Annotated in this window: 24 protein-coding genes; 19 read left to right on the top strand and 5 right to left on the bottom strand. The window is 66.7% G+C overall.

The genetic code is table 11. From position 1 onward, the window contains the following. Positions 1 to 133 precede the first annotated feature (133 nt). From pyrH to FFI87_RS10200, 14 genes are all read left to right on the top strand, one after another. Positions 134 to 847: a UMP kinase gene (gene pyrH / locus FFI87_RS10265; RefSeq protein WP_006752151.1), complete on the top strand. Its 714-nt coding sequence runs from the start codon at positions 134 to 136 to the stop codon at positions 845 to 847. A 101-nt stretch (positions 848 to 948) separates the two neighbouring features. After that, positions 949 to 1,509 (top strand): ribosome recycling factor, encoded by a 561-nt coding sequence (gene frr, locus FFI87_RS10260; RefSeq protein ID WP_006752152.1) that lies wholly within the window; start codon positions 949 to 951, stop codon positions 1,507 to 1,509. Positions 1,510 to 1,558: 49 nt separating this feature from the next. Continuing rightward, entirely contained in the window at positions 1,559 to 2,341 is a 783-nt protein-coding gene (gene uppS, locus FFI87_RS10255) for a polyprenyl diphosphate synthase (protein ID WP_138847523.1), read from the top strand. After that, a complete protein-coding gene (locus FFI87_RS10250) occupies positions 2,335 to 3,156 on the top strand; it encodes a phosphatidate cytidylyltransferase (RefSeq protein ID WP_012364134.1) in 822 nt (273 codons plus the stop codon). The genes uppS and FFI87_RS10250 overlap by 7 nt, the downstream gene beginning before the upstream one ends. Positions 3,157 to 3,171: 15 nt before the next feature. After that, positions 3,172 to 4,368: a 1-deoxy-D-xylulose-5-phosphate reductoisomerase gene (locus tag FFI87_RS10245; protein WP_012364133.1), complete on the top strand. Its 1,197-nt coding sequence runs from the start codon at positions 3,172 to 3,174 to the stop codon at positions 4,366 to 4,368. An 11-nt stretch (positions 4,369 to 4,379) separates the two neighbouring features. Then, positions 4,380 to 5,768, top strand: a complete 1,389-nt coding sequence (gene rseP / locus FFI87_RS10240; protein ID WP_138847524.1) for an RIP metalloprotease RseP — start codon at positions 4,380 to 4,382, stop codon at positions 5,766 to 5,768. A gap of 64 nt (positions 5,769 to 5,832) precedes the next feature. Beyond that, a complete protein-coding gene (gene bamA / locus FFI87_RS10235; RefSeq protein WP_138847525.1) occupies positions 5,833 to 8,139 on the top strand; it encodes an outer membrane protein assembly factor BamA in 2,307 nt (768 codons plus the stop codon). 64 nt (positions 8,140 to 8,203) lie between these two features. After that, entirely contained in the window at positions 8,204 to 8,701 is a 498-nt protein-coding gene (locus tag FFI87_RS10230; protein ID WP_041489826.1) for an OmpH family outer membrane protein, read from the top strand. A 16-nt stretch (positions 8,702 to 8,717) separates the two neighbouring features. Then, entirely contained in the window at positions 8,718 to 9,827 is a 1,110-nt protein-coding gene (lpxD, locus tag FFI87_RS10225; RefSeq protein WP_138847526.1) for a UDP-3-O-(3-hydroxymyristoyl)glucosamine N-acyltransferase, read from the top strand. A 130-nt stretch (positions 9,828 to 9,957) separates the two neighbouring features. Next, a complete protein-coding gene (gene fabZ, locus FFI87_RS10220) occupies positions 9,958 to 10,425 on the top strand; it encodes a 3-hydroxyacyl-ACP dehydratase FabZ (protein WP_006495559.1) in 468 nt (155 codons plus the stop codon). A gap of 67 nt (positions 10,426 to 10,492) precedes the next feature. Next, on the top strand, positions 10,493 to 11,281 hold the full coding sequence (gene lpxA, locus FFI87_RS10215; protein ID WP_012364129.1) for an acyl-ACP--UDP-N-acetylglucosamine O-acyltransferase: 789 nt from the start codon (positions 10,493 to 10,495) through the stop codon (positions 11,279 to 11,281). Between the two features lie 3 nt (positions 11,282 to 11,284). Beyond that, entirely contained in the window at positions 11,285 to 12,454 is a 1,170-nt protein-coding gene (gene lpxB / locus FFI87_RS10210; protein ID WP_138847527.1) for a lipid-A-disaccharide synthase, read from the top strand. Next, positions 12,451 to 13,104: a ribonuclease HII gene (gene rnhB, locus FFI87_RS10205; RefSeq protein WP_012364127.1), complete on the top strand. Its 654-nt coding sequence runs from the start codon at positions 12,451 to 12,453 to the stop codon at positions 13,102 to 13,104. Before lpxB ends, rnhB begins: the two co-directional genes overlap by 4 nt. A 296-nt stretch (positions 13,105 to 13,400) precedes the next feature. Next, a complete protein-coding gene (locus tag FFI87_RS10200) occupies positions 13,401 to 14,183 on the top strand; it encodes a TrmH family RNA methyltransferase (RefSeq protein ID WP_012364126.1) in 783 nt (260 codons plus the stop codon). Between the two features lie 117 nt (positions 14,184 to 14,300). Here FFI87_RS10200 and FFI87_RS10195 read toward each other — a convergent pair whose 3' ends face one another. Beyond that, positions 14,301 to 15,116: a pyruvate, water dikinase regulatory protein gene (locus tag FFI87_RS10195; RefSeq protein WP_011657274.1), complete on the bottom strand. Its 816-nt coding sequence runs from the start codon at positions 15,114 to 15,116 to the stop codon at positions 14,301 to 14,303. A 376-nt stretch (positions 15,117 to 15,492) separates the two neighbouring features. Here FFI87_RS10195 and ppsA point away from each other — a divergent pair, with 376 nt between their 5' ends. The 3 genes from ppsA to FFI87_RS10175 all read left to right on the top strand — a co-directional run bounded on the left by ppsA (position 15,493) and on the right by FFI87_RS10175 (position 19,462). Continuing rightward, on the top strand, positions 15,493 to 17,892 hold the full coding sequence (gene ppsA / locus FFI87_RS10185; RefSeq protein WP_012364125.1) for a phosphoenolpyruvate synthase: 2,400 nt from the start codon (positions 15,493 to 15,495) through the stop codon (positions 17,890 to 17,892). A 166-nt stretch (positions 17,893 to 18,058) separates the two neighbouring features. Further along, the gene (locus tag FFI87_RS10180; protein ID WP_011657273.1) at positions 18,059 to 18,493 is read left to right on the top strand and encodes an NfeD family protein; all 435 of its coding nucleotides are present in this window, start codon (positions 18,059 to 18,061) and stop codon (positions 18,491 to 18,493) included. A 33-nt stretch (positions 18,494 to 18,526) separates the two neighbouring features. Beyond that, entirely contained in the window at positions 18,527 to 19,462 is a 936-nt protein-coding gene (locus tag FFI87_RS10175; protein WP_011657272.1) for an SPFH domain-containing protein, read from the top strand. 223 nt (positions 19,463 to 19,685) lie between these two features. Here the strand turns inward: FFI87_RS10175 and smpB are convergent, their stop codons facing one another. Then, on the bottom strand, positions 19,686 to 20,132 hold the full coding sequence (gene smpB / locus FFI87_RS10170; RefSeq protein WP_006752168.1) for an SsrA-binding protein SmpB: 447 nt from the start codon (positions 20,130 to 20,132) through the stop codon (positions 19,686 to 19,688). A 99-nt stretch (positions 20,133 to 20,231) separates the two neighbouring features. Here smpB and FFI87_RS10165 point away from each other — a divergent pair, with 99 nt between their 5' ends. Together FFI87_RS10165 and FFI87_RS10160 are read left to right on the top strand one after the other, a co-directional pair. Next, on the top strand, positions 20,232 to 20,669 hold the full coding sequence (locus tag FFI87_RS10165) for a type II toxin-antitoxin system RatA family toxin (RefSeq protein WP_138847528.1): 438 nt from the start codon (positions 20,232 to 20,234) through the stop codon (positions 20,667 to 20,669). Between the two features lie 4 nt (positions 20,670 to 20,673). Then, positions 20,674 to 20,997 carry an RnfH family protein gene (locus tag FFI87_RS10160; RefSeq protein WP_006752170.1) on the top strand — a complete coding sequence of 108 codons (324 nt, stop codon included), beginning with the start codon at positions 20,674 to 20,676 and terminating at the stop codon, positions 20,995 to 20,997. 63 nt (positions 20,998 to 21,060) lie between these two features. Here FFI87_RS10160 and FFI87_RS10155 read toward each other — a convergent pair whose 3' ends face one another. From FFI87_RS10155 to FFI87_RS10145, 3 genes are all read right to left on the bottom strand, one after another. Further along, a complete protein-coding gene (locus FFI87_RS10155) occupies positions 21,061 to 22,035 on the bottom strand; it encodes a DMT family transporter (RefSeq protein WP_138847529.1) in 975 nt (324 codons plus the stop codon). A gap of 168 nt (positions 22,036 to 22,203) precedes the next feature. Further along, positions 22,204 to 22,887 carry a glutaminyl-peptide cyclotransferase gene (locus tag FFI87_RS10150; RefSeq protein WP_012364121.1) on the bottom strand — a complete coding sequence of 228 codons (684 nt, stop codon included), beginning with the start codon at positions 22,885 to 22,887 and terminating at the stop codon, positions 22,204 to 22,206. A gap of 30 nt (positions 22,888 to 22,917) precedes the next feature. After that, entirely contained in the window at positions 22,918 to 24,138 is a 1,221-nt protein-coding gene (locus tag FFI87_RS10145; protein ID WP_012364120.1) for a hypothetical protein, read from the bottom strand. Between the last annotated feature and the right edge of the window lie 96 nt (positions 24,139 to 24,234).

Here is a 24,234-nt window from a genome sequence, read left to right as displayed (position 1 = left end):
GGCGTCCGCTCCGCCGCGGCCGGCGGCGCCGCCGGCCGGCCGGGAACCCCGGTCCGACCGTCGGCGCTTGCCCGAATCAGTATTTCGCCCCTACAGTTCGTGGTTGTCATCCTCTCGTCGCTCGGAAGCCCCTATGTCCAATGCCTATAAACGCGTCCTCCTCAAACTCTCCGGCGAAGCGCTGATGGGCGACGATGCCTTCGGCATCAATCGCGCGACGATCGAACGGATGGTGGCGGACATTGCCGAAGTCGTGGGTCTCGGTACGCAGCTTGCGGTCGTGATCGGCGGCGGTAACATTTTCCGCGGTGTCGCGGGCGGTGCGGCCGGCATGGACCGCGCGACGGCCGACTACATGGGGATGCTGGCGACGATGATGAACGCGCTGGCGCTGCAGGACGCGATGCGCCACGCCGGCATCGTCGCACGCGTGCAGTCCGCGCTGCGCATGGATCAGGTCGTCGAGCCGTACATCCGGCCCCGCGCGATCCGCCAGCTCGAGGAAGGCAAGGTCGTGATCTTCGCGGCCGGCACGGGCAACCCGTTCTTCACGACGGACACGGCCGCCGCGCTGCGCGGCTCGGAAGTGGGCGCCGAGGTCGTGCTGAAGGCGACCAAGGTCGATGGCGTATATTCTGCCGATCCGAAGAAGGATCCGTCGGCCACGCGCTACGCGACGATCAGCTTCGACGAGGCGATCAGCCGGAATCTGCAGGTGATGGACGCGACGGCCTTCGCGCTGTGCCGCGACCAGAAGCTGCCGATTCGCGTGTTTTCGATCAACAAGCCGGGCGCGCTCAAGCGTATCGTGCTGGGCGAGGACGAAGGTACGCTCGTCCACGTGTAAACTCCCGCGGATGCGGGCAAGCGGCGTGGGTCGCCGGCCGTGGTGCGTCGCGCGCCGGGCGGGGCCCGCGTTCTTTGAAGGTTGAAGGTTTGGAGGTTGAAATGAGTGTCGCTGATGTCAAGAAGGGCGTAGAGCAGAAGATGCAGCGCTCGATCGAAGCGTTCAAGAACGATCTGGCGAAGATCCGCACGGGCCGTGCGCATACCGGTCTGCTCGATCACGTGCAGGTCGACTACTACGGTTCGATGGTGCCGATCTCGCAGGTCGCGAACCTGACGCTCGTCGACGCACGCACGATCGGCGTGCAGCCGTGGGAAAAGAACATGGTCGCGAAGGTCGAGAAGGCCATCCGCGAAGCCGATCTCGGCCTGAACCCGGCGACGGCCGGCGACCTGATCCGCGTGCCGATGCCGGCGCTGACGGAAGAGCGCCGCCGCGAGCTGACCAAGGTGGTCAAGAGCGAAGGCGAAACGGCGAAGGTCGCGATCCGCAACCTGCGCCGCGACGCGAACGAAGCGCTCAAGAAGCTCGTGAAGGACAAGGAAATCTCGGAAGACGACGAGCGCCGTGCGAGCGACGACGTGCAGAAGCTGACGGACAAGCACGTTGCCGAAGTCGACAAGCTCGTGCAGAGCAAGGAAGCCGAGATCATGACGGTCTGACGATCGTCCTCGCGCGCCGCCTTCTTTCCGCATTACTGTCTCAACGGCCATGACCTATACAAGCTCTACTGTTCGCGTGCCTGACGTCGGCGCCGTGCCGCGTCATATCGCGATCATCATGGACGGCAACGGCCGTTGGGCGACCGAACGCCGCCTGCCGCGCGTCGCGGGGCACACCCGCGGCGTGGATGCCGTGCGGGCGGTGGTCGAAGGCTGCGCGCGCGCCGGCGTCGAATACCTGACGCTGTTCGCGTTCAGTTCGGAAAACTGGCGCCGGCCGAACGACGAAGTGTCGTTCCTGATGCGGCTGTTCATCACCGCGCTCGAGCGCGAGATCGGCAAGCTGCATGCGAACGGGATCCGCCTGCGGGTGGTCGGCGATCTCGAGCGCTTCGAGCCGCGCATCCGCGAACTGATCCGCCGCGCCGAAACCAAGACGGCGCGCAACACCCGTCTGACCCTGACGATCGCCGCGAACTACGGCGGCCGCTGGGACATCCTGCAGGCGACGAAGAAGCTCGTCGAGCAGGCCGTGCGCGAGGGCCGCGAGGTCGACGTGACCGAAGACGCGTTCGCGCCGCACCTGGCGATGGCCTACGCGCCGGAGCCCGATCTCTTCATCCGCACCGGCGGCGAGCAGCGCGTCAGCAATTTCCTGCTGTGGCAGCTCGCGTACGCGGAATTCTATTTCACCGACAAATACTGGCCGGACTTCGACGGCGCGGCGCTCGCCGACGCGATCGCGTCGTATACCGAGCGCGAGCGCCGTTTCGGGCGCACCAGCGCGCAGCTCGAACCGCAATCGCAGAACGCCGATTCCTTTTCATGCTGAAGACCCGTGTGATCACGGCGGTCGTGATGCTGGCAGTGTTGCTGCCGGTGACGCTGTTCGCGCCGCTCACCGCGTTCGGCGCGCTGATCGGCGTCGTGCTCGTGTTCGCCGCGTGGGAATGGGCGCGCCTGCTGAAGCTCGGCGCGACCGGCTCCATCGTCTATGCGATCGTCGCCGCGGCCGCGCTCGCGGCGACCGCGCCGCTCGGCGTCGGTGCGTCGTCGTCCCGTCCCCTTTTCATGGCAGCCGGCGTGTTCTGGCTGCTGGTCGGCCCGTTCTCGCTGCGGCGCAAGCCGGAGCTCGCGGGCGGCGTGTGGCGGGCGTTCCTGCTCGCGGCCGGGCTCGTCGTGTTCGCGGCCTGCTGGCACGCGCTCGTCGCGGCGCGCGCCGAGGGCGTTCCGTTCGTGTTGTCGCTGCTTCTGGTCGTCTGGCTGGCCGATATCGGCGCATACTTCGCGGGCAAGGCCTTCGGAAAGCGTAAACTGGCCATTACGATCAGTCCCGGGAAGAGCTGGGAAGGTGCGATCGGCGGCTGGTTCGCCGTAATGGTCGTCGCGGGTGTCGCGATGGCGGCGCACTGGTCCGAGCCGACCCTGTTTTCCGCATTCGCCACCCGCTACGGGATGCCCGGCGCGTGGGCGGCGTTGACGCTGCTGGTCGCCTATAGCGTGATCGGCGACCTGTTCGAGTCGCTGCTCAAGCGTCAGGCGGGCGTGAAGGATTCCAGCGGCCTGCTGCCCGGGCACGGTGGCGTGCTCGACCGTGTCGACGCACTGCTGCCCGTGCTGCCGCTCGCAATGCTGCTGCTTGGTTAAACCACTATTTCTGTTATGCAAAAACGTCTGACACTGCTCGGTTCCACGGGCTCGATCGGAGACAGCACGCTCGACGTGGTCGCCCGCCATCCCGAGCGTTTCTCGGTCTATGCGTTGACCGCGCACCGCAACGGCGACAAGCTCGTCGAGCAGTGCCTGCGCTTCGCGCCCGAAGTCGCGGTGGTCGGCGATGCGAACACGGCGGCGCACGTCGAGGCAAAGCTGCGCGCGGCGGGCAGCAAGACCATCGTGCTGTACGGGCCGCAGGCGCTCGTCGACGTGTCGAAGAGCGACGGCTGCGACACCGTCGTCGCGGCGATCGTCGGCGCGGCCGGCCTGGCGCCGAGCCTCGCGGCCGCGCGCGCCGGCAAGCGCATCCTGCTGGCGAACAAGGAATCGCTCGTGATGTCGGGCGCGATCTTCATGGACGCCGTGCGCGACCATGGCGCGATCCTGCTGCCGGTCGACAGCGAACACAACGCGATCTTCCAGTGCATGCCGCGCGACGAGAACGAGCACGGCGGGATCTCGAAGATCATCCTGACCGCATCGGGCGGCCCGTTCCGCACGCGTGAGCCCGCCACGCTCGCCGACGTGACGCCGGACGAGGCGTGCAAGCACCCGAACTGGGTGATGGGCCGCAAGATTTCGGTCGATTCCGCGACGATGATGAACAAGGGCCTCGAGGTGATCGAGGCGCACTGGATCTTCGGGCTGCCGGGCGACCGGATCGACGTGCTGATCCACCCGCAGAGCGTGATCCATTCGCTCGTGTCGTACCGCGACGGCTCGGTGCTCGCCCAGCTCGGCAACCCCGACATGCGCACGCCGATCGCGCACGCGCTGGCGTTTCCGGAGCGCGTCGACGCGGGCGTCGACCAGCTCGACCTTGCGCAGATCGCGCAGCTGTCGTTCGAGAAGCCCGATTACACGCGCTTCCCGTGCCTCGCGCTCGCGCTGAAGGCGCTTGAAGAGGGTGGTATCGCGAGCGCCGCGTTGAACGCGGCGAACGAAATCGCGGTCGAAGCGTTTCTCGAGCGCCGGATCGGCTTCATGGCGATCGCGGCCACGGTCGACGCGGTGCTCAACGCGCTGCCGAACCGCAGCCCGAACGGGCTCGACGACGTCCTTGCGGCGGATGCCGAGGCACGCCGCCTCGCCGCCGAGATCATTGCGAAAGCGCCTGCGCCCCGCGTGGAGCGTACTGTCTGAATGAGGTGCTCATGAACGTGCTGGTCGAACTGATCGCGTTTGCGGTGGCGATCGGGGTGCTGGTCGTCGTGCATGAGTACGGACATTATCGCGTCGCGCGCTGGTGCGGCGTGAAGGTGCTGCGTTTCTCGATCGGTTTCGGCCAGCCCGTCGCGCGCTGGGTCAGCCGCAGGACGGGCACCGAATGGACGCTGTCCGCACTGCCGCTCGGCGGTTACGTGAAGATGCTCGACGAGCGCGAGCCGGGGGCGGACATCAAGCCCGAGGAGCTCGCACAGGCATTCAACCGGCAATCGGTGTTCAAGCGCATCGCGATCGTCGCCGCGGGCCCGATCGCGAACTTCCTGTTGGCAATCGTCCTGTTTTCCGTTGTATTCGCCACCGGCGTGACCGAGCCGGCCGCGGTGCTCGCGCCGCCGGCCGCCGGCACGGTGGCCGCCCGCGCGGGCTTCGACGGCAACGAGACGATCGTCTCGATCCGTGACGTGCACGCAGGCGATGCGCAGGGCAGCGAGGCCGTGCCGGTGCGGTCGTGGTCGGATCTGCGCTGGAAGCTGCTGGCCGCCGCGTTCGATCATCGCGAGGTCGTGCTCGGCGCGCGCGACGGCGGCGCGTCGACGTTCGATTTCCGCGTCGACCTGCGCAACGTTCCCGAAAGCGCGCTCGACGACGATTTCATGACGCACCTGGGCTTCGAGACCGGCGGCGGCACGTTGTCGGTGGCGTCGGTGCAGCCCGGTAGCGCGGCCGAGCGCGCGGGCCTGAAGGCCGGCGACAAGCTGCTCGCGCTCGACGGCAAGCCGATCGGCGGCGCCTCGCGCTTCATCGACGCGGTGAAGCACCACGCGGGGCAGGCGGTCGATCTGCGCGTGGAGCGCGGCGGCGCCACGCAGACGGTGTCGATCGTGCCGCAGGCGCAGCGCGACGACGAGACGGGCCAGCAGGTCGGCCGCATCGGCGCGGCGCTGTCGATGCACACGCCGTCGGTCGACGTGCGCTACGGTCCGATCGAGAGCCTGCGGCTCGGCGCGCACCGCACGTGGGACATCGCCGTCTATTCGCTGAAGATGTTCGGGCGCATGATCACGGGCAACGCGTCGCTGAAGAACCTGTCCGGTCCGGTGACGATTGCGGACTACGCGGGCAAGAGCGCGCGGCTCGGTCCGTCGGCCTTCCTGTCGTTCCTCGCCCTTGTCAGCATTAGCCTCGGGGTGTTGAACTTGCTGCCGATTCCCGTTTTGGACGGGGGGCATCTGTTATATTATCTGGTTGAAGCCGCGACCGGGAAAGCCGTTTCGGAGCGCTGGCAGCTGATTCTGCAAAGAGCCGGGTTGATCTGCATCGTCGCATTGTCGGCGATCGCGCTGTTCAACGACCTGGCTCGGTTAATCCATTTCTGAAGCGTCAGGCGGCGGCCAGTCGGCCGCCGCCTGATTTGATGCAGCTAAATATTGGGGATGCACGTTGTTCAAACCTCATCGCTTTGTACCTAAGACAGTTGCAGCGGCCGCGCTCGCCGCGCACGGCCTCGCGGCGCATGCAGCGGCACCGTTCGTGGTGCAAGACATCAAGATCGAGGGGTTGCAGCGCGTCGAAGCGGGTTCGGTGTTTGCCTACCTGCCGATCAAGCAGGGCGATACCTTCACCGACGACAAGGCATCCGAAGCAATTCGCGCGCTGTACGCGACGGGCTTCTTCAACGACGTGCGCATCGCCACCCAGGGCAACGTCGTGATCGTGCAGGTGCAGGAGCGTCCGGCCATCGCGTCGATCGACTTCACCGGCACGAAGGAATTCGACAAGGACAATCTGACGAAGGCGCTGCGCGCGGTGGGTCTGGCCGACGGCCGCTACTACGACAAGGCGCTCGTCGACAAGGCGGAGCAGGAGCTCAAGCGTCAGTACCTGACGCGCGGCTTCTACGCGGCCGAGGTCAAGACGACGATCACGCCGGTCGACGCGAACCGCGTGTCGATCCTGTTCGCGGTCGCCGAAGGTCCGAGCGCGAAGATCCGCCAGATCAACTTCATCGGCAACAAGGCGTTCAGCACCAGCAAGCTGCGCGACGAGATGCAGTTGTCCACGCCGAACTGGTTCTCCTGGTACACGAAGAACGACCTGTACTCGAAGGAAAAGCTGACGGGCGACCTCGAGGCCGTGCGCTCGTACTACCTGAACCGCGGCTACCTCGAGTTCAACATCGAGTCGACCCAGGTGTCGATCTCGCCCGACAAGAAGGACATGTACCTGACGGTCACGCTGCACGAAGGCGAGCCGTACACGGTGTCGGGCATCAAGCTGTCGGGCAACCTGCTCGATCGCGAAGCCGAACTGACCAAGCTGATCAAGATCAAGCCGGGCGATCGCTTCTCGGCCGAAAAGCTGCAGCAAACGACGAAGTCGATCGTCGACAAGCTCGGCGAATACGGTTACGCATTCGCGACCGTCAACGCGCAGCCGGACATCGACCAGGCGAACCACAAGGTGAACCTGAACCTCGTCGTCGATCCGAGCCGTCGCGTGTATGTGCGCCGCATCAACGTGGTCGGCAACACGCGTACGCGCGACGAAGTCGTGCGCCGCGAAATGCGCCAGCTCGAAAGCTCGTGGTTCGATTCGAACCGCCTCGCGCTGTCGAAGGATCGCGTGAACCGTCTCGGCTACTTCACCAACGTCGACGTGACGACGGTGCCGGTCGAAGGCACGAACGACCAGGTCGACGTGACCGTGAAGGTCGATGAAAAGCCGACCGGCGCGATCACGCTGGGCGCGGGCTTCTCGTCGACGGACAAGGTGGTGCTGTCGGCCGGCGTGTCGCAGGACAACGTGTTCGGCTCGGGCACGAGCCTGTCGGTGAACGTCAACACCGCGAAGAGCTACCGCACGCTGACCGTCACGCAGGTCGACCCGTACTTCACGGTCGACGGCATCAAGCGGATCACGGACGTCTACTACCGCACGTACCAGCCGCTCTACTATTCGACGAGCTCGAGCTTCCGGATCATCAGCGCGGGCGGCAACCTGAAGTTCGGCATTCCGTTCTCGGAAGTCGACACCGTCTACTTCGGCGCGGGCTTCGAGCAGAACCGTCTCGACGTCGACTCGAACACGCCGCAGAGCTACCAGGATTACGTGAACGAGTTCGGCCGCGTGTCGAACACGGTGCCGCTGACCGTCGCGTGGTCGCGCGACGCGCGTGACAGCGCGCTGATCCCGAGCCGCGGCTACTTCACGCAGGCGAACGTCGAGTACGGTGTGCCGGTCGGCAAGATCCAGTACTACAAGGCCGACCTGCAGGCGCAGTACTACTATTCGTTCTCGCGCGGCTTCATCCTGGGCATGAACCTGCAAGGCGGCTACGGCAACGGTATCGGCAACCCGTACCCGATCTTCAAGAACTACTACGCGGGCGGTATCGGCTCCGTGCGTGGCTACGAGCCGAGCTCGCTGGGCCCGCGCGACACGAAGACGAACGACCCGATCGGCGGTTCGAAGATGCTGGTCGGCAACATCGAGCTGACGTTCCCGCTGCCGGGCACCGGCTACGACCGTACGCTGCGCGTGTTCACGTTCCTCGACGGCGGTAACGTGTGGGGCAACGCGCCGGGCGGCACGAGTACCGGCGCGAACGGCCTGCGTTACGGCTACGGTGTGGGTCTCGCGTGGATCTCGCCGATCGGCCCGCTGAAGCTGAGCCTCGGCTTCCCGCTGCAGAAGCATGAAGGCGACCAGTACCAGAAATTCCAGTTCCAGATCGGGACGGCGTTCTGATCGAACGCATGACAACAGCAACGAGAGGGTAATTTTGCTAACCGGTAAGTTTTCGAAACGAGTGATGTGTGCGCTGACCGTTGCGCTGGCCTTGGGCGCGGCGACGGCGCATGCTCAGGACGTCGCCCGCATCGCGGCGGTCAATTCGGATCGGATCCTGCGCGAGTCGGCGCCCGCCAAGGTGGCGCAGACGAAGCTCGAAGCCGAGTTCGCGAAGCGCGACAAGGAACTGCAGGACCTCGCGGCGCGCCTGAAGTCGATGTCCGACTCGCTGGACAAGAACGGTGCGTCGCTGTCGGCGGCCGATCGTGCGCAGAAGCAGCGCGATCTCGCGCAGCTCGACACCGACTTCCAGCGCAAGCAGCGCGAGTTTCGCGAGGACCTGAACCAGCGCCGCAACGAGGAACTCGCGGCGGTGCTGGAGCGCGCGAACAAGGTCATCAAGCAGATAGCCGAGCAGCAGAATTACGACCTGATCGTGCAGGAAGCTGTGTACGTCAGTCCGCGCATCGACATCACCGACAAGGTGCTCAAGGCGCTCGCGTCCGGCTCGACGAACTGAACGGAGCAGACGACGAATGGCATTGACGCTCGAGGAACTCGTAAAGCGGTTCGGCGGCGAGATCGCCGGCGACGCCCAGTGCAAGGTGAGCGGCCTCGCGCCGCTCGACCAGGCAGGCCCTCAGCAACTCGCGTTTCTCGCGAATCCGAAGTACCTGTCGCAGGTCGAGACGACCCGCGCCGGCGCGGTGCTGATCGCACCGAAGGATCTCGAAAAGCTGCGCGCGGCTACTGACGGCCAGCCGGCCGGCCCCCGGATGGCCGGCCCCCTCAATTTCATCGTGACGCCGAATCCGTACGCGTATTTCGCGCGCGTCGCGCAGATGTTCATCGATCTCGCCACGCCACCGCGCGCGCCGGGCGTGCATCCGAGCGCGACGATCGATCCGGCCGCCCAGGTTGCCGCGAGCGCGGTGATCGGCCCGCACGTGACGGTCGAGGCCGGCGCGGTGATCGAGGACGGCGTGCAGCTCGACGCGAACGTGTTCATCGGCCGCGGCACGACGATCGGCGCGGGTTCGCACCTGTATCCGAACGCATCGGTGTACCACGGCTGCAAGATCGGCCCGCGCGCGATCATCCATTCGGGTGCCGTGATCGGTTCCGACGGGTTCGGCTTCGCGCCGGATTTCGTCGGCGACGGCGAGGCGCGCACCGGCAGCTGGGTCAAGATCCCGCAGGTCGGCGGCGTGACGGTCGGCCCGGATGTCGAGATCGGCGCGAACACGACGATCGACCGCGGCGCGATGGCGGACACCGTCATCGACGAATGCGTGAAGATCGACAATCAGGTTCAGATCGGCCACAACTGCCGGATCGGCGCCTACACGGTGATCGCGGGCAGCGCCGGCATCGCCGGCAGCACGACGATCGGCCGCCACTGCATGATCGGCGGCGCGGCAGGCATCGCCGGCCACGTGACGCTCGGCGACTATGTCATCATCACCGCGAAGTCGGGCGTGTCGAAGTCGCTGCCGAAGGCCGGCATCTACACGAGCGCATTCCCGGCCGTCGACCACGGCGAATGGAACCGGAGCGCCGCGCTCGTGCGCAACCTCGACAAGCTGCGCGAGCGTATCAAGGCGCTCGAAACCGCACTGGCCGCCCAGGGCGGCACGGACGCCTGACCGACGCCATGCGAGACCAGAAACCGGGCACGGCCAGCGCTACCGGCCCGGTTTGTCAGACTGGGCCGCGCGGCGGCCCGCTTCAGCCTTTGCATCACCACCGCGCAGCCTCTGCGTGAGACGAACCATCATGAGCACTGAAAAAATCAATCTCGACATCCACAAGATCCTCACGCTGCTGCCGCACCGCTACCCGATTCTGCTCGTCGACCGCGTGCTCGAACTCGAGCCGCACAAGGGAATCAAAGCGCTGAAGAACGTGTCGATCAACGAGCCGTTCTTCCAGGGACACTTCCCGAAGCGGCCGGTGATGCCGGGTGTGCTGATCCTCGAGGCGCTCGCTCAGGCGGCCGCGCTGCTGACGTTCGCGGAAGAGCAGCCGAAGGATCCGGAAAACACGCTGTACTACTTCGTCGGCATCGACGGCGCGCGCTTCAAGCGCGTGGTCGAACCGGGCGACCAGCTGATTCTGAACGTGACGTTCGAACGTTACATCCGCGGCATCTGGAAGTTCAAGGCGGTGGCGGAAGTGGACGGCAAGGTGGCGGCGGAGGCCGAACTGATGTGCACGGTCAAGACGGCCGACGCGGCGCCCTGAGCGACGCGGCACGCATGGATATCGTAACGCGAGCAACGCGACACATCATATCGAGAGGCAACGGCGCATGACCAGGATTCATCCCACCGCGATTGTCGAACCGGGCGCGCAGATCGACGAGTCCGTCGAGATCGGGCCGTATGCGATCGTCGGGCCGCACGTCACGATCGGCGCGCGTACGACGATCGGCTCGCACAGCGTGATCGAAGGTCACACGACGCTCGGCGAGGACAACCGCATCGGCCATTACGCGTCGGTCGGCGGCCGTCCGCAGGACATGAAGTACAAGGACGAGCCGACGAAGCTCGTGATCGGCAACCGCAACACGATCCGCGAATTCACGACGATCCACACCGGCACCGTGCAGGATGTCGGCGTGACGACGCTCGGCGACGACAACTGGATCATGGCCTATGTGCACATCGGTCATGACTGCCGCGTCGGCAACAACGTGATCCTGTCGAGCAACGCGCAGATGGCCGGTCACGTCGAGATCGGCGATTACGCGATCATCGGCGGGATGTCGGGCGTGCACCAGTTCGTGCGGATCGGCGCGCATTCGATGCTGGGCGGCGCGTCGGCGCTCGTGCAGGACGTGCCGCCGTTCGTGATCGCGGCCGGCAACAAGGCCGAGCCGCACGGCATCAACGTCGAAGGCTTGCGCCGGCGCGGTTTCTCTCCCGACGCGATCTCGGCGCTGCGCAGTGCGTACCGCCTGCTGTACAAGAACGGCCTGTCGCTCGAGGAAGCGAAGGTGCAGTTGCGCGAGCTGGCGGTCGCGGGCGGTGAAGGCGATGCAGCGGTCACCGCGTTCGTCGAGTTCATCGACGCGTCCCAACGCGGCATCATCCGCTAAGCGATGTCGCTCCCGACCAATCAGCTCAGGCTCGCGATGGTGGCCGGCGAGCCGTCGGGCGATCTGCTCGCGGCGTCGCTGCTCGGCGGGCTTCAAGAGCGGCTGCCCGCGTCGACCCGCTACTACGGGATCGGCGGGCAGCGGATGCTCGCGCACGGCTTCGACTCGCACTGGCAGATGGACAAGCTCACGGTGCGCGGCTACGTCGAGGCGCTGGGCCAGATTCCCGAGATCCTGCGGATTCGCGGCGAGTTGAAGCGCCAGCTGCTCGCGGAGCGGCCCGACGCGTTCATCGGCGTCGACGCGCCCGACTTCAATTTCAGCGTGGAGCAGGCCGCGCGCGATGCGGGCATCCCGTCGATCCACTTCGTGTGCCCGTCGATCTGGGCGTGGCGCGGCGGGCGGATCAAGAAGATCGCGAAGTCCGTCGACCACATGCTGTGCCTGTTCCCGTTCGAACCGGCGATCCTCGACAAGGCGGGCGTCGCCTCGACGTATGTCGGTCATCCGCTCGCCGACGAGATTCCGCTCGAGCCCGACACGCACGGCGCGCGCATCGCGCTCGGCTTGCCCGCAGACGGCCCGGTGATCGCGGTGCTGCCGGGCAGCCGGCGCTCGGAGATCGGGCTGATCGGCCCGACGTTCTTCGCGGCGATGGCGCTGATGCAGCAGCGCGAGCCCGGCGTGCGGTTCGTGATGCCGGCGGCGACGCCTGCGCTGCGCGAACTGCTGCAGCCGCTCGTGGATGCCCATCCGCAACTCGCGCTGACGATCACCGACGGCCGCTCGCAGGTCGCGATGACGGCCGCCGACGCGATCCTCGTGAAGAGCGGCACCGTCACGCTGGAAGCCGCGCTGCTGAAGAAGCCGATGGTGATCTCGTACAAGGTGCCCTGGCTGACCGGGCAGATCATGCGCCGGCAGGGTTATCTGCCGTACGTCGGCTTGCCGAACATCCTGGCGGGGCGCTTCGTCGTGCCCGAGTTGCTGCAGCATTTCGCGACGCCCGAGGCGCTCGCCGATGCGACGCTCACGCAGCTGCGCGACGATGCGAACCGCCGCACGCTGACCGAAGTCTTTACCGAAATGCATCTGTCGCTGCGTCAGAACACGGCCGAGAAGGCCGCCGAAGCGGTCGTGCGCGTGCTCGAGCAACGCAGGGGGCGCGCATGACGGCCATCCGTGTGCCACGCCGCCGCGCGTCGGCCGATCTGCAAGGCGGTTTCGACTTCAGTCGGCCCGACGAGATCGTCTGCGGCGTCGACGAAGCGGGCCGCGGCCCGCTCGCGGGGCCGGTCGTGGCCGCCGCGGTGATCCTCGATCCTGCGCGGCCGATCGACGGGCTCGACGATTCGAAGGCGCTGTCCGCGAAGAAGCGCGACGCGCTGTACGACCTGATCGTCGCGCGCGCGAGCGCGTTTTGCGTCGCGTCGGCCAGCGTCGACGAAATCGACACGCTGAACATCCTGCACGCGACGATGCTGGCGATGAAGCGGGCCGTCGAGGGCCTGTCGGTGCTGCCGACGCTTGCCCAGATCGACGGCAACCGCTGTCCGACGCTGACGGTGCGCGCCGAGGCGATCGTCAGCGGCGACGCGCTCGTGCCGAGCATCTCGGCCGCGTCGATTCTCGCGAAGGTCACGCGCGATCGCATGCTCGTTGATCTGCATGAACGCTTCCCGGTGTATGGCTTCAACGTGCACGTGGGTTACAGCACCCCGCAACATCTTGCCGCGCTGCGCGAGCACGGCCCGTGCGAAGTGCATCGGCGCTCGTTCGCGCCCGTGCGCGAGGCGCTCGACCTGATGGCCGGTTCCCGCTGAGAACGGGCTTGCGCCGGCCGCCAGAAGGGGCGAGCGCGAGGGAAGGGGCACGGCGAATGCCTCGCATATTCGCCGCGAGCATGACGCCACGATCGGCCTTTCCGGCGGCCCCGCCGGAAAGGGTTTTTTTAGTTTCGTGAACGTGCGTTGCCGGCCGCCCGGCGACTTCGCGCGTCGCCGGTTCGGCGCGGCCCGACGGCGCGCCGTGCTTCTCGCACGCGCCCGAGGGTGCTCCCCGTCGGGGACAGCTGGCAACGCACGTTCGCAAGCCCGCGATTAGCGGGAACAGGCCCCTGATGAAGAGCATTACATCCCGCGACAACCCGCTGTACAAGCGCCTGAAGGCGCTCGCGGGCTCGACGTCTCACCAGCGGCGCGGCGGCCAGGCGCTGCTCGAAGGTTTCCATCTCGCCGCCGCGTATCTCGATACGGGCGCGACACCGGAGCTGTGCGTCGCGACCGAAGGCGCGCTCGCGCACGCCGAAGCGCAGGCGATCATCGCGCGCATCGACGCGCAGCGGGTCGTCACGCTGCCCGACGCGCTGTTCGGCCAGTTGTCGAACGTGGTCAGCGGCGTCGGTTTCCTGCTGCTCGTCGACCGGCCCGTGCAGCCGCTGCCCGAGCGCGTCACGCACACGTCGGTCGTGCTCGACGGCGTGCAGGACGCCGGCAACGTCGGCTCGATCCTGCGCAGCGCGGCCGCGGCCGGCGTGCGGCACGTGTTCTGCGCGCCGGGCACCGCCTATGCGTGGTCGTCGAAGGTGCTGCGTTCGGGAATGGGCGCGCACTTCCTGCTGTCGATCCACGAGGATGTCGAGCCGGATGCGCTCGCCGCGCGGCTCGACGTGCCGGTCGCGCTGACGGATTCGCACGGCGCGCAAGCGGTCTTCGACTGCGACCTGGCCGGGCCCGTCGCCTGGGTGTTCGGCAACGAGGGCGCCGGCGTGTCGGCGTTCTGGCGCGACGCGGCCACGCATCGCGTGACGATCCCGCAGCCCGGCGGAATGGAGTCGCTGAACGTCGCGGCCGCCGCGGCGGTGTGCCTGTTCGAGCAGGTGCGGCAGCAGCGGCGCACATGACATGACGCCGTGACGCACGGCGTTGCCCGCTGCGTATTCCGCATCACGAAAAAAAGGCCGCATACGCGGCCTTTTTTGCTGTTGGCGGCGGCCTGACGGCGGCCGGTGCGCCGGTCGTCAGTACGACTGCCGGTCGAGACGGATTTCCTGCAGGATCGTCGTCGCGATCTCCTCGATCGACTTGTGCGTCGACGACAGCCACTTGATCCCTTCGCGGCGCATCATCGCCTCGGCCTCGTTGATCTCGTAGCGGCAGTTCTCCGGCGCCGCGTACTTGCTGCCGGGGCGGCGTTCGTTGCGGATCTCCGACAGGCGCTGCGGGTCGATCGACAGCCCGAACAGCTTGTCGCGATGCGGCGTCAGTGCCGACGGCAGCTTGCCGCGCTCGAAGTCTTCCGGAATCAGCGGATAGTTGGCCGCCTTCACGCCGTACTGCATCGCGAGATACAGGCTCGTCGGCGTCTTGCCGCTGCGCGACACGCCGACCAGGATCACGTCGGCTTCGGACAGGTTGCGGTTCGACTGGCCGTCGTCGTGCGCGAGCGAGAAGTTGATCGCCTCGATCCGCGTCTTGTATTCCTCGGTATCGGCGTTCTGGTGGCCGCGGCCCATCGCGTGGCTCGATTTCAGCTCCAGTTCCTGCTCGAGCGGCTCGACGAAGCGCTGGAACATGTCCAGCACGAGCGCGTTCGAGCGCTTGACGATGTCGTTCGACTCGCTGTCGACGAGCGTCGTGAAGACGATCGCGCGGCGGCCGTCGTGGACGGCGGCGTCGTTGATCTTCTCGACGGTCGCATAGGCCTTCTCGAGCGAGTCGACGAACGGCAGGCGCACGAGACGGAATTTCTGGTCGAACTGGGAGAGGATCGAATGCGCGAAGGTTTCGGCAGTGATCCCGGTGCCGTCGGAGACGATGAAAACGGTAGGCAGCATGAATCTGGGCGTCGAGCGTGAAGGGCGGTTGCGCGGGCGGCTGGAGGTTCGCCTCCAGACGCGGAGACAAGGTCGCGCCACATCCGGCAGCCGGCACGGTAGAATAGCGGCAACCTGTTGGATAAGCAATTGCAGGGGCAGGATACGAACGGCGCCCCAGGCTTGGCCGCTCGATTCGAAAACTCCCGGCAAGTTCGGCGATTCGTCTGAATATATCGCCCTTCTGCCGGGATTTTTGCAAATCGGGTCGGACGATTTTTCGCCGCCGCGATTGTTTCTCCAACAGGTTGCGCAAGACGCGCCGCGCCTTTTTGCAGGCGCCCGCGTCCGAGCCCACTTGCGCAATCGAGCATTTTTTTCACACTTAGGGGCTTGTATGACTAACGCAGCAAACGTCGCAAAGGACCAGGCGTATGTAATCCCGTTCGAGCAGTTGCGGATGACCGATGTGGAGATCGTGGGCGGCAAGAATGCGTCGCTCGGCGAGATGATCAGCCAGCTTTCCGAAGCAGGCGTTCGCGTACCCACCGGTTTCGCCACGACCGCGCTCGCCTTCCGTGATTTCCTCAAGCACAACGATCTGACCGATCGCATCGCCAAGCGTCTCGAGTCGCTCGATATCGACGACGTGAAGGCGCTCGCCGAAGCCGGTGCCGAAATCCGCAAATGGATCGTCGATGCGCCGATGCAGGCACGTCTCGAAGAGGAAATTCGCGCCCAGTTCGAAATCCTGAAGAGCGGCTCGCCGGCCGAGCTGTCGTTCGCCGTGCGTTCGTCCGCGACCGCGGAAGACCTGCCCGACGCATCGTTCGCCGGCCAGCAGGAGTCGTATCTGAACGTCGTCGGCATCGACGACGTCCTCGATCGCATGAAGCACGTGTTCGCGTCGCTCTACAACGACCGCGCGATCTCGTATCGCGTGCACAAGGGCTTCACGCACGCCGAGGTCGCACTGTCGGCCGGCGTGCAGCGCATGGTCCGCTCGGACGTCGGCGCGGCCGGCGTGATGTTCACGATCGACACCGAATCGGGCTTCAAGGACGCCGTGTTCATCACGTCGAGCTACGGCCTGGGCGAAACCGTCGTGCAGGGCGCCGTGAACCCGGACGAGTTCTACGTGTTCAAGACGACGCTCGCGCAGGACAAGTACCCGATCATCCGCCGCTCGATCGGCTCGAAGCTGATCAAGATGGAATTCACGCAGCCGGGCGAGCCGGGCCGCGTGAAGACGGTCGACGTGCCGCACGAGCAGCGCAACCGCTACTCGATCACCGACGAAGACGTGATCGAGCTCGCGAAGTATGCGGTCATCATCGAGAAGCACTACCAGCGTCCGATGGACATCGAGTGGGGCAAGGACGGCCGCGACGGCAAGATCTTCATCCTGCAGGCACGTCCGGAAACGGTGAAGAGCCAGGCGAGCGGCAAGGCCGAGCAGCGCTTCAAGCTGAAGGGCCAGTCGCAGGTGCTCGCGACGGGCCGCGCGATCGGCCAGAAGATCGGCGCGGGCCCCGTGCGCGTGATCCAGGACCCGTCGGAAATGGAACGCGTGCAGCCGGGCGACGTGCTGGTGGCGGACATGACCGACCCGAACTGGGAGCCGGTGATGAAGCGTGCGGCGGCGATCGTCACGAACCGTGGCGGCCGCACCTGCCACGCGGCGATCATCGCGCGTGAGCTCGGCGTGCCGGCAGTCGTCGGCTGCGGCGACGCGACCGACGTGCTGAAGGACGGCGCGCTCGTCACCGTGTCGTGCGCGGAAGGCGACGAAGGCAAGATCTACGACGGGCTGCTCGAGACGGAAGTCACGGAAGTGCAGCGCGGCGAGCTGCCGGAAATCCCGGTCAAGATCATGATGAACGTCGGCAACCCGCAGCTCGCGTTCGACTTCTCGCAACTGCCGAACGCTGGTGTTGGCCTCGCGCGTCTCGAGTTCATCATCAACAACAACATCGGCGTGCACCCGAAGGCGATCCTCGAGTACCCGAACATCGACCAGGACCTGAAGAAGGCGGTCGAGAGCGTCGCGCGTGGTCACGCGTCGCCGCGCCAGTTCTACGTCGACAAGCTGACGGAAGGCGTCGCGACGATCGCCGCGGCGTTCTATCCGAAGCCCGTGATCGTGCGTCTGTCCGACTTCAAGTCGAACGAGTACAAGAAGCTGATCGGCGGTTCGCGTTACGAGCCGGACGAGGAAAACCCGATGCTGGGTTTCCGCGGCGCGTCGCGCTATATCGCGGAAGACTTCGCGCAGGCGTTCGAGATGGAGTGCCGTGCACTGAAGCGCGTGCGCGACGAGATGGGCCTGACCAACGTCGAGATCATGGTGCCGTTCGTGCGTACCGTGAAGCAGGCGGAGCGCGTCGTCGGCCTGCTCGAGAAGTTCGGCCTGAAGCGCGGCGAGAACGGCCTGCGCCTCGTGATGATGTGTGAAGTCCCGACCAACGCGATTCTTGCCGAAGAGTTCCTCGAACACTTCGACGGTTTCTCGATCGGTTCGAACGACCTCACGCAGCTCACGCTCGGCCTCGATCGCGACTCGGGCATGGAACTGCTGGCCGTCGACTTCGACGAACGCGACCCGGCCGTCAAGTTCCTGTTGAAGCGTGCAATCGATACCTGCCTGCGGATGGGCAAGTACGTCGGCATCTGCGGCCAGGGCCCGTCCGATCACCCGGACTTCGCGCAATGGCTGACCGACGAAGGCATCGTGTCGATCTCGCTGAACCCGGACACGATCATCGATACGTGGCAGGCGCTCGCCAACCGGAAGTAACGGTCGGTAACGCAGCCTCGACGAAAGGGCGGTCCGCCGCTCTTTCGATGAAGGCAGAATGCAAGGTTCATGCTATAAACACCCCGGTAGGCACCGGGGTGTTTTTGTTTGTACTCACCGAACCGCGAACATGGCGGGCGTGAGGGCTGTTTTTCGGGAGACCACAATGATGTCGGGGCATCTGTTCTGGTGGGTCGGAGTCGGCGTGCTGGTCGTCGCCGAATTGCTGACCGGCACGTTCTATCTGCTGATGATCGCGCTCGGCTTTCTCGCGGGCGCGCTGCTGCAGCTCGCCGGTTTCGCGCCGCACGTGCAGGTCGCGGCGGCCGCCGCGGTCGCGATCATCGCGATGATCGTGCTGCGTCGCTCGGGGCTCGGGCGCAAGCAGAAACGCGACACGTCGGCGAATCCGGACGTCAATCTCGATATTGGCTCGACCGTGACGGTCGACGCGTGGCATGACGGCCGCGCGCGCGTGCAGTATCGCGGCGCCGACTGGGACGTCGAGCTCGCGACCGGCGAGCGTGACGATGCACACGAGTATCAGGTGAGCGCCGTGCGCGGCAACAGCCTCGTCGTCGTCGCGAAACCCGCGCGCTGATCATCCACGGACAAAACAAGGAGAGAACATTTCATGGATTCGCTGATCATTTGGGTCGTCCTGCTCGTCATCGCCATCGTGATCGTGTCGAAGACGGTGAAGATCGTGCCGCAGCAGCATGCGTGGGTGCTCGAACGATTCGGGCGCTATCACGCGACGCTGTCGCCCGGCCTCAATATCGTGCTGCCGTTCGTCGACCGGATCGCCTACCGGCACGTGCTGAAGGAAATTCCGCTCGACGTGCCGAGCCAGGTCTGCATCACGCGCGACAACACGCAGCTGCAGGTCGACGGCGTGCTGTACTTCCAGGTCACCGATCCGATGAAGGCTTCGTACGGGTCGAGCAACTTCGTGCTCGCGATCACGCAGCTCGCGCAGACGACACTGCGCTCGGTGGTCGGCAAGCTCGAACTCGACAAGACCTTCGAGGAGCGCGACTTCATCAACCACAACATCGTGTCGGCGCTCGACCAGGCCGCCGCGAACTGGGGCGTGAAAGTGCTGCGCTACGAGATCAAGGACCTCACGCCGCCGAAGGAGATACTGCACGCGATGCAGGCGCAGATCACCGCCGAGCGGGAAAAGCGCGCGCTGATCGCCGCATCCGAAGGCCGCAAGCAGGAGCAGATCAACCTCGCGTCGGGCGCGCGCGAGGCCGCGATCCAGAAGTCCGAAGGCGAGCGGCAGGCCGCGATCAACCGGGCGCAGGGCGAGGCGTCCGCGATTCTCGCGGTGGCCGAGGCGAACGCGCAGGCAATCCAGAAGATCGCGGGCGCGATCCAGTCGCAGGGTGGGATGGATGCCGTGAACCTGAAGGTCGCCGAACAATATGTCGGCGCGTTCTCGAACCTCGCGAAACAGGGCAATACGCTGATCGTGCCGGCGAACCTGTCGGATCTCGGCACCGCGATCGCGTCGGCGCTGACGATCGTCAAGAACGCCGTGCCGGCCGAGGGCGGGAAGGGCTGAGCGCACGCGCGGTTCCAGGCGCCGGCGGGCGTGGCATGCGCGGAGCATGCGGCGAATCGTCGCACGGTGGAATCGCGATACCTTTTGCGTGGTGACGGGCGGCGCACGGTGTCATCCGGGGCGCTGATCAACTGCTCGATCGGCATGCACACGAATCACGCGATACAAAGCAACACGGCCCGCTTCGAGCGGGCCGTGTCGTTTGCGATGCGGATCGGGTGCGTCAGGTACCGGCGCGCATGATGCGGGCCTTTTCGCGTTCCCAGTCGCGCTTCTTCTCGGTTTCGCGCTTGTCGTGCAGCTTCTTGCCCTTCGCGAGCGCGATGTCGCATTTCACGCGACCGCCCTTGTAGTGGAAGTTCAGCGGCACGAGCGTGTAGCCGCGCTGCTCGACCTTGCCGATCAGTTTCTTGATTTCCTCGCGGTGCAGCAGCAGCTTGCGCGTGCGGACCGGATCGGGGTGGATGTGCGTCGAGGCTTCGGGCAGCGGGCTGATGTGGGTGCCGATCAGGAAGATCTCGGCGTTCTTGACGACGACGTAGCCTTCCTTGATCTGGCCGCGCCCGGCGCGCAGCGCCTTGACTTCCCAGCCCTCCAGCACGAGCCCCGCCTCGTAGCGTTCCTCGATGTGATAATCGAAGTGCGCTTTCCTGTTGTCGATGATGCTCATGAAAGGATTGGGCCAACTCGTTTAAAATCACGATTTTAGCAAAGCGGGGCGAGAATCGCCCGGCCTTGCGTTCTCACTTCGAGCGATGCCGCGCGATTTATGGCAGATGTCCAGAAAACAGTATTGATCCGTCATTCGGCGGAACAGATGTTCGACCTCGTCACCGACGTGGCCGATTACCCCAATTTCCTGCCGTGGTGCGGCGGCGTCGAGATTCGCCGTCAGGACGACCGCGGGATGGAAGCGCGCATCGACATCAACTTCAAGGGTATCAAGCAGCATTTCGCGACGCGCAACACGCAGCAGCGCCCGACGCGGATCGACATGGAGTTCGCGGACGGCCCGTTCAAGAAGTTCACGGGCTCGTGGCGCTTCATTCCGCTGCGCGCCGATGCGTGCAAGATTGAATTCGCGCTGCACTACGAGTTCTCGAGCGTCCTGCTCGAGAAGATCATCGGGCCGGTGTTCAGCCATATCGCGAACACGTTCGTCGATTCGTTCGTGAAGCGCGCCGACCAGCGCTACGGGAAGGGGTGACACGATGCTGTCGATCGAAGTCTGCTATGCGCTGCCGGATCGCCAGACGCTGATTCCGGTGTCGCTGCCCGAAGGCGCGACCGTGCGCGCGGCGATCGACGCGAGCGGGGTGCTCGCGCTGCACCCGGAGATCGATCTCGCCCACGCGAAAACCGGCGTGTTCGGCAAGCTCGCGCCGCTCGACGCGCCGCTCGCCGACCACGACCGGGTCGAGATCTACCGACCGTTGATCGTCGATCCGAAGCTCGCGCGCCAGCGGCGCGTCGACAAGACCCGCCGCGAGGGCTCCGTCGAGGGCCGCAAGTGGATGCACAAGGACGCGCGCTGACGCGTCGCTGCGGCACCCCTCCGGCGCATTCGTTCCGATTCGTCAGACCAGGCGCGGCCCCGATCAGTGGGCCGTGACGTTCGCGCGGCCGGGCGTAGCGCCGCCGCCCGCGTGCGTGTCGCCGTGGCGGCGCACCGACGCATAGACGCCCGCCAGCAGCAGCGCGAGCGCCGCGATCTCGAGCGTGCGCGGCATCCGGTGGTCGTAGACGAACGCGTAGAGCATCGCGAACACGGTTTCGAACACGATCAGCTGGCCCGCCAGCGTGAGCGGCAGCCGCTTCGACGCGGCGTTCCACAGTCCGTTGCCGAGCCACGACGCGCCGATCGCCAGCATGAGGTTCAGCAGCCAGAACAGCTGCCAGCGCGATGCCGGGACGGCCGCCTGCGCCATGCCGGCCGGCAGCGCGAGGATCACGAGCCAGCAGAGACTGCCGATCACGCCCGTCACGACGCCCCACAACACCGACCACTCGTTGCCGCCGAAATGATGGTGGCGCTGCAGGTAGCGCGCGTTCGCGACCGCGTACCAGGTCCAGCTTGCCAGCGCACCGCATGCGCACGCGATGCCGGCGAGCTTCTGGCCGAGCGTCGTCGCGTGCGCGGCTTCCGATGTGAAGAGATCGACGTTGATGCAGACGATGCCGGCGATCACCAGCGCGAGCGGGGCGGCGAGCCGCCGCAGCGGCACCGCGCCGTGGTCGCCGAGGCCCGCGAGCGTAACGGTCACGGGCAGCACGCCGACGATCAGCGAGCTGGGTGCGATGCCGATCAGGTGCACGGCGCCGGACAGCAGCATGTAGTACGCGACGTTGCCGACGAGCGCGAGCTTCACGAGCGCGACGAGATCCTCGCGGGTCAGCCGCGCGAGCGGCGAGCGGGCGGCCGGCAACGCCGCCGCCAGCGACACGAGGCCGTACATCGCATAGCGGCCCGCGCTCAGCAGCAGCGGCGAGAAGTCGGTCATCAGCCGCGGCACGAGAAACACCATGCCCCACAACGCGCCTGCCAGGACGCCATACACCACACCGCGCTGCATCGACTGCTCCGAACGAAAGACTGACGAGCGCGCATCTTAGCGATGGCGGCGCGAGTGCGTCTTGTTCATTCCTGCACTCGGAAGCGGGTGGGGTTCGGGATCGACCGCGATCCGGTCCTGTTTGTCGCGGATCGGGGCGGGCAGGCACGCGCTGCGATGATCGACGGATCAGCCCTCGGCCGGTTCGGCCGCCGCCGCACCGTCGCCCGCCGCGGGTGACCGCGCGGGGCGGCGTACGGCGCGCAGCTTGCCGCTGTTGCCGCCGCCGCAGTAGAACGTGTCGCGACCGTCGGACTCCAGCCCCGACACGCCGACGCCGGGCGGCATGTCGACCTGCTCGAGCACCTGCCCGGTGCGCGGGTCGATCCGCCGCAGCTCGCTCTCGTCTGCCTCCCACGTGCCATGCCACAGCTCGCCGTCGACCCATGTCACGCCGGTGACGAAGCGGTTCGATTCGATCGTGCGCAGCACGGCGCCCGATTGCGGATCCACCTGATGAATCTTGCGCTCGCGGTATTGGCCGACCCACAGCGTGCCTTCGGCCCACGCGAGCCCGGAATCGGCGCCGCCGCCGGGCGCGGGGATCGTCGCGAGCACGCGGCCCGAATCGGGATCGATCTTCTCGATGCGGTCCTCGACGATCTGGAACAGGTGGCGCCCGTCGAACGCGGTGCCCGCGTGCGCGGCGACGTCGAGTGTGCGCACGGTCGTGCCGCGTTCCGGGTCGAGCGCGTTCAGCTTGTCGCCGGATGCGAACCACACGTGCTGCCCGTCGAACGTGACGCCGTGCACGCCGTCGCCGCCCGGAAACGGGCCGTATTCGCGGAGGATGTTTGCGGTGGAGCGTTTCATGTCTGTCGCCTCGTCGGTGGTGTAGCCATCCTAGTCGCCCGGCAGCGGCGCGGGGAGTAACAAGGTCGTCGCGAAACCGGGCAGCGGCGGCGTCATCCAGCGGCGCGCGCGGCCGCGGCCGAGCGCCTGCACCTTGTCCGCTTCGGCGAGTGTGTCGAGCGCACGCTGGACGGTGCGCTGGCTCGCACCGAGCGCGAGGGCCAGAGCCGAACTCGACCACGCCTCGCCGTCGGCGAGCAGCGCGAGCACGGCCGCGTGGCGGTCGTCGACGGGGCGCGCGAGCACGACGGTCTCGCGCGGGCCGAGCGGTTCGAGCGCGAAGCCGTGCGGCGTCGCGGTGACGTTCGCGAGCGGCCGGAGCATCGCGCGCAGGCGGCCGATCTCGACGCGCAGGCGGGCACGATGCGATTCGTCCGCGTGTTTCGCGCGAAACGCCACGGCGACGAGTGCGTTTCTCGACACGTCGCCGGGCCATGCCTCCCCGAGCATGCGGGCGAGCACGAACAGCACCGGCCGGCGCGCGAGCGACACGGTCGTGCGCGCGTCGCGCACCGCGTGGCGGCATGCATCGATGACGAGTGCGTTCGATTCCAGCAGCGCCTCGACCTCGTCGAGCAGCACGAGCCGCGACGCGCCGCGCGCAATGAGTCGCGCGGCCGGCGTATCGAGCACGCGCGCGGCCGTGTCGACTTCGGCGGTCAGCGCGGCGATGCCGGCGTCATGTGCGGCCGCGCGCGCACGGGCGAGGGCCAGGCGCGCCGCGTGCGGGCGGATGCGGCGCATCGCGATGCCGGCCGCGATCAGTTCGTGCGCCGCGCGCGACGCGGCCGGCAGCGATGCGGGATCGAGGCTCGCGAGCCGGCGTTCGGCGTCGTCGACGTGCCCGATCAGCAGCAGCCGGCGCACGACGAGATAGCGCGCATGCGCGGCGTTCGCGTGGTCGCCATGCGCGTCGAGCGTCGCGCAGGCGGCGTCGAGCGACCGCGACGGCCAGCCGAGATCCCGCGACGCCAGCGCGATCTCGGCTTCCGCGACGACGCAGCGCGCCCGCGCGACGGCCTCCTTCGCGCCGAATGCGCGGGCCGCGCCGCGCACGAGCGTCCGCGCACGCTCGAAATCGCCGAGCTGCGCCATCGCGATGCCGCGCAACGCGAGCGCCGGCGCGTCGTCGCGCAACGCGACGCGGTTCAGCGCGCCGAGCGGGTCGCCCGCCGCGAGCGCGCGCGCCGCGGCCGTGATCAGCGAATCCATCCGAATCCCGACACAGTTGTCACTCCCTGCCGTCCGATGCCCGGCCCTAATCTAGCACCACGCACACGGCAGATGCGCCGTGCCCGGATCCCTGTC

It is taken from the genome of Burkholderia sp. KBS0801 (genome assembly GCF_005937855.2).
Lineage (GTDB): Bacteria > Pseudomonadota > Gammaproteobacteria > Burkholderiales > Burkholderiaceae > Burkholderia > Burkholderia ambifaria.
Note: the sequence above shows the minus strand (reverse complement) of the source record. Positions and strands in the feature narration are given on the sequence as shown.

Bases quoted from the DNA above. Each gene is read 5' to 3' on its own strand.
- FFI87_RS10175 (WP_011657272.1), top strand. From the start codon at position 18,527: ATGGATTCGCTGATCATTTGGGTCGTCCTGCTCGTCATCGCCATCGTG.
- FFI87_RS10250 (WP_012364134.1), top strand. From the start codon at position 2,335: ATGCTGAAGACCCGTGTGATCACGGCGGTCGTGATGCTGGCAGTGTTG.
- lpxD (WP_138847526.1), top strand. From the start codon at position 8,718: ATGGCATTGACGCTCGAGGAACTCGTAAAGCGGTTCGGCGGCGAGATC.
- ppsA (WP_012364125.1), top strand. From the start codon at position 15,493: ATGACTAACGCAGCAAACGTCGCAAAGGACCAGGCGTATGTAATCCCG.
- FFI87_RS10165 (WP_138847528.1), top strand. From the start codon at position 20,232: ATGGCAGATGTCCAGAAAACAGTATTGATCCGTCATTCGGCGGAACAG.
- FFI87_RS10160 (WP_006752170.1), top strand. From the start codon at position 20,674: ATGCTGTCGATCGAAGTCTGCTATGCGCTGCCGGATCGCCAGACGCTG.
- lpxB (WP_138847527.1), top strand. From the start codon at position 11,285: ATGTCGCTCCCGACCAATCAGCTCAGGCTCGCGATGGTGGCCGGCGAG.
- smpB (WP_006752168.1), bottom strand. From the start codon at position 20,132: ATGAGCATCATCGACAACAGGAAAGCGCACTTCGATTATCACATCGAG.
- lpxA (WP_012364129.1), top strand. From the start codon at position 10,493: ATGACCAGGATTCATCCCACCGCGATTGTCGAACCGGGCGCGCAGATC.
- FFI87_RS10200 (WP_012364126.1), top strand. From the start codon at position 13,401: ATGAAGAGCATTACATCCCGCGACAACCCGCTGTACAAGCGCCTGAAG.
- rnhB (WP_012364127.1), top strand. From the start codon at position 12,451: ATGACGGCCATCCGTGTGCCACGCCGCCGCGCGTCGGCCGATCTGCAA.
- FFI87_RS10245 (WP_012364133.1), top strand. From the start codon at position 3,172: ATGCAAAAACGTCTGACACTGCTCGGTTCCACGGGCTCGATCGGAGAC.
- FFI87_RS10195 (WP_011657274.1), bottom strand. From the start codon at position 15,116: ATGCTGCCTACCGTTTTCATCGTCTCCGACGGCACCGGGATCACTGCC.
- frr (WP_006752152.1), top strand. From the start codon at position 949: ATGAGTGTCGCTGATGTCAAGAAGGGCGTAGAGCAGAAGATGCAGCGC.
- FFI87_RS10150 (WP_012364121.1), bottom strand. From the start codon at position 22,887: ATGAAACGCTCCACCGCAAACATCCTCCGCGAATACGGCCCGTTTCCG.
- FFI87_RS10145 (WP_012364120.1), bottom strand. From the start codon at position 24,138: ATGGATTCGCTGATCACGGCCGCGGCGCGCGCGCTCGCGGCGGGCGAC.
- rseP (WP_138847524.1), top strand. From the start codon at position 4,380: ATGAACGTGCTGGTCGAACTGATCGCGTTTGCGGTGGCGATCGGGGTG.
- FFI87_RS10155 (WP_138847529.1), bottom strand. From the start codon at position 22,035: ATGCAGCGCGGTGTGGTGTATGGCGTCCTGGCAGGCGCGTTGTGGGGC.
- FFI87_RS10180 (WP_011657273.1), top strand. From the start codon at position 18,059: ATGATGTCGGGGCATCTGTTCTGGTGGGTCGGAGTCGGCGTGCTGGTC.
- fabZ (WP_006495559.1), top strand. From the start codon at position 9,958: ATGAGCACTGAAAAAATCAATCTCGACATCCACAAGATCCTCACGCTG.
- FFI87_RS10230 (WP_041489826.1), top strand. From the start codon at position 8,204: ATGTGTGCGCTGACCGTTGCGCTGGCCTTGGGCGCGGCGACGGCGCAT.
- pyrH (WP_006752151.1), top strand. From the start codon at position 134: ATGTCCAATGCCTATAAACGCGTCCTCCTCAAACTCTCCGGCGAAGCG.
- uppS (WP_138847523.1), top strand. From the start codon at position 1,559: ATGACCTATACAAGCTCTACTGTTCGCGTGCCTGACGTCGGCGCCGTG.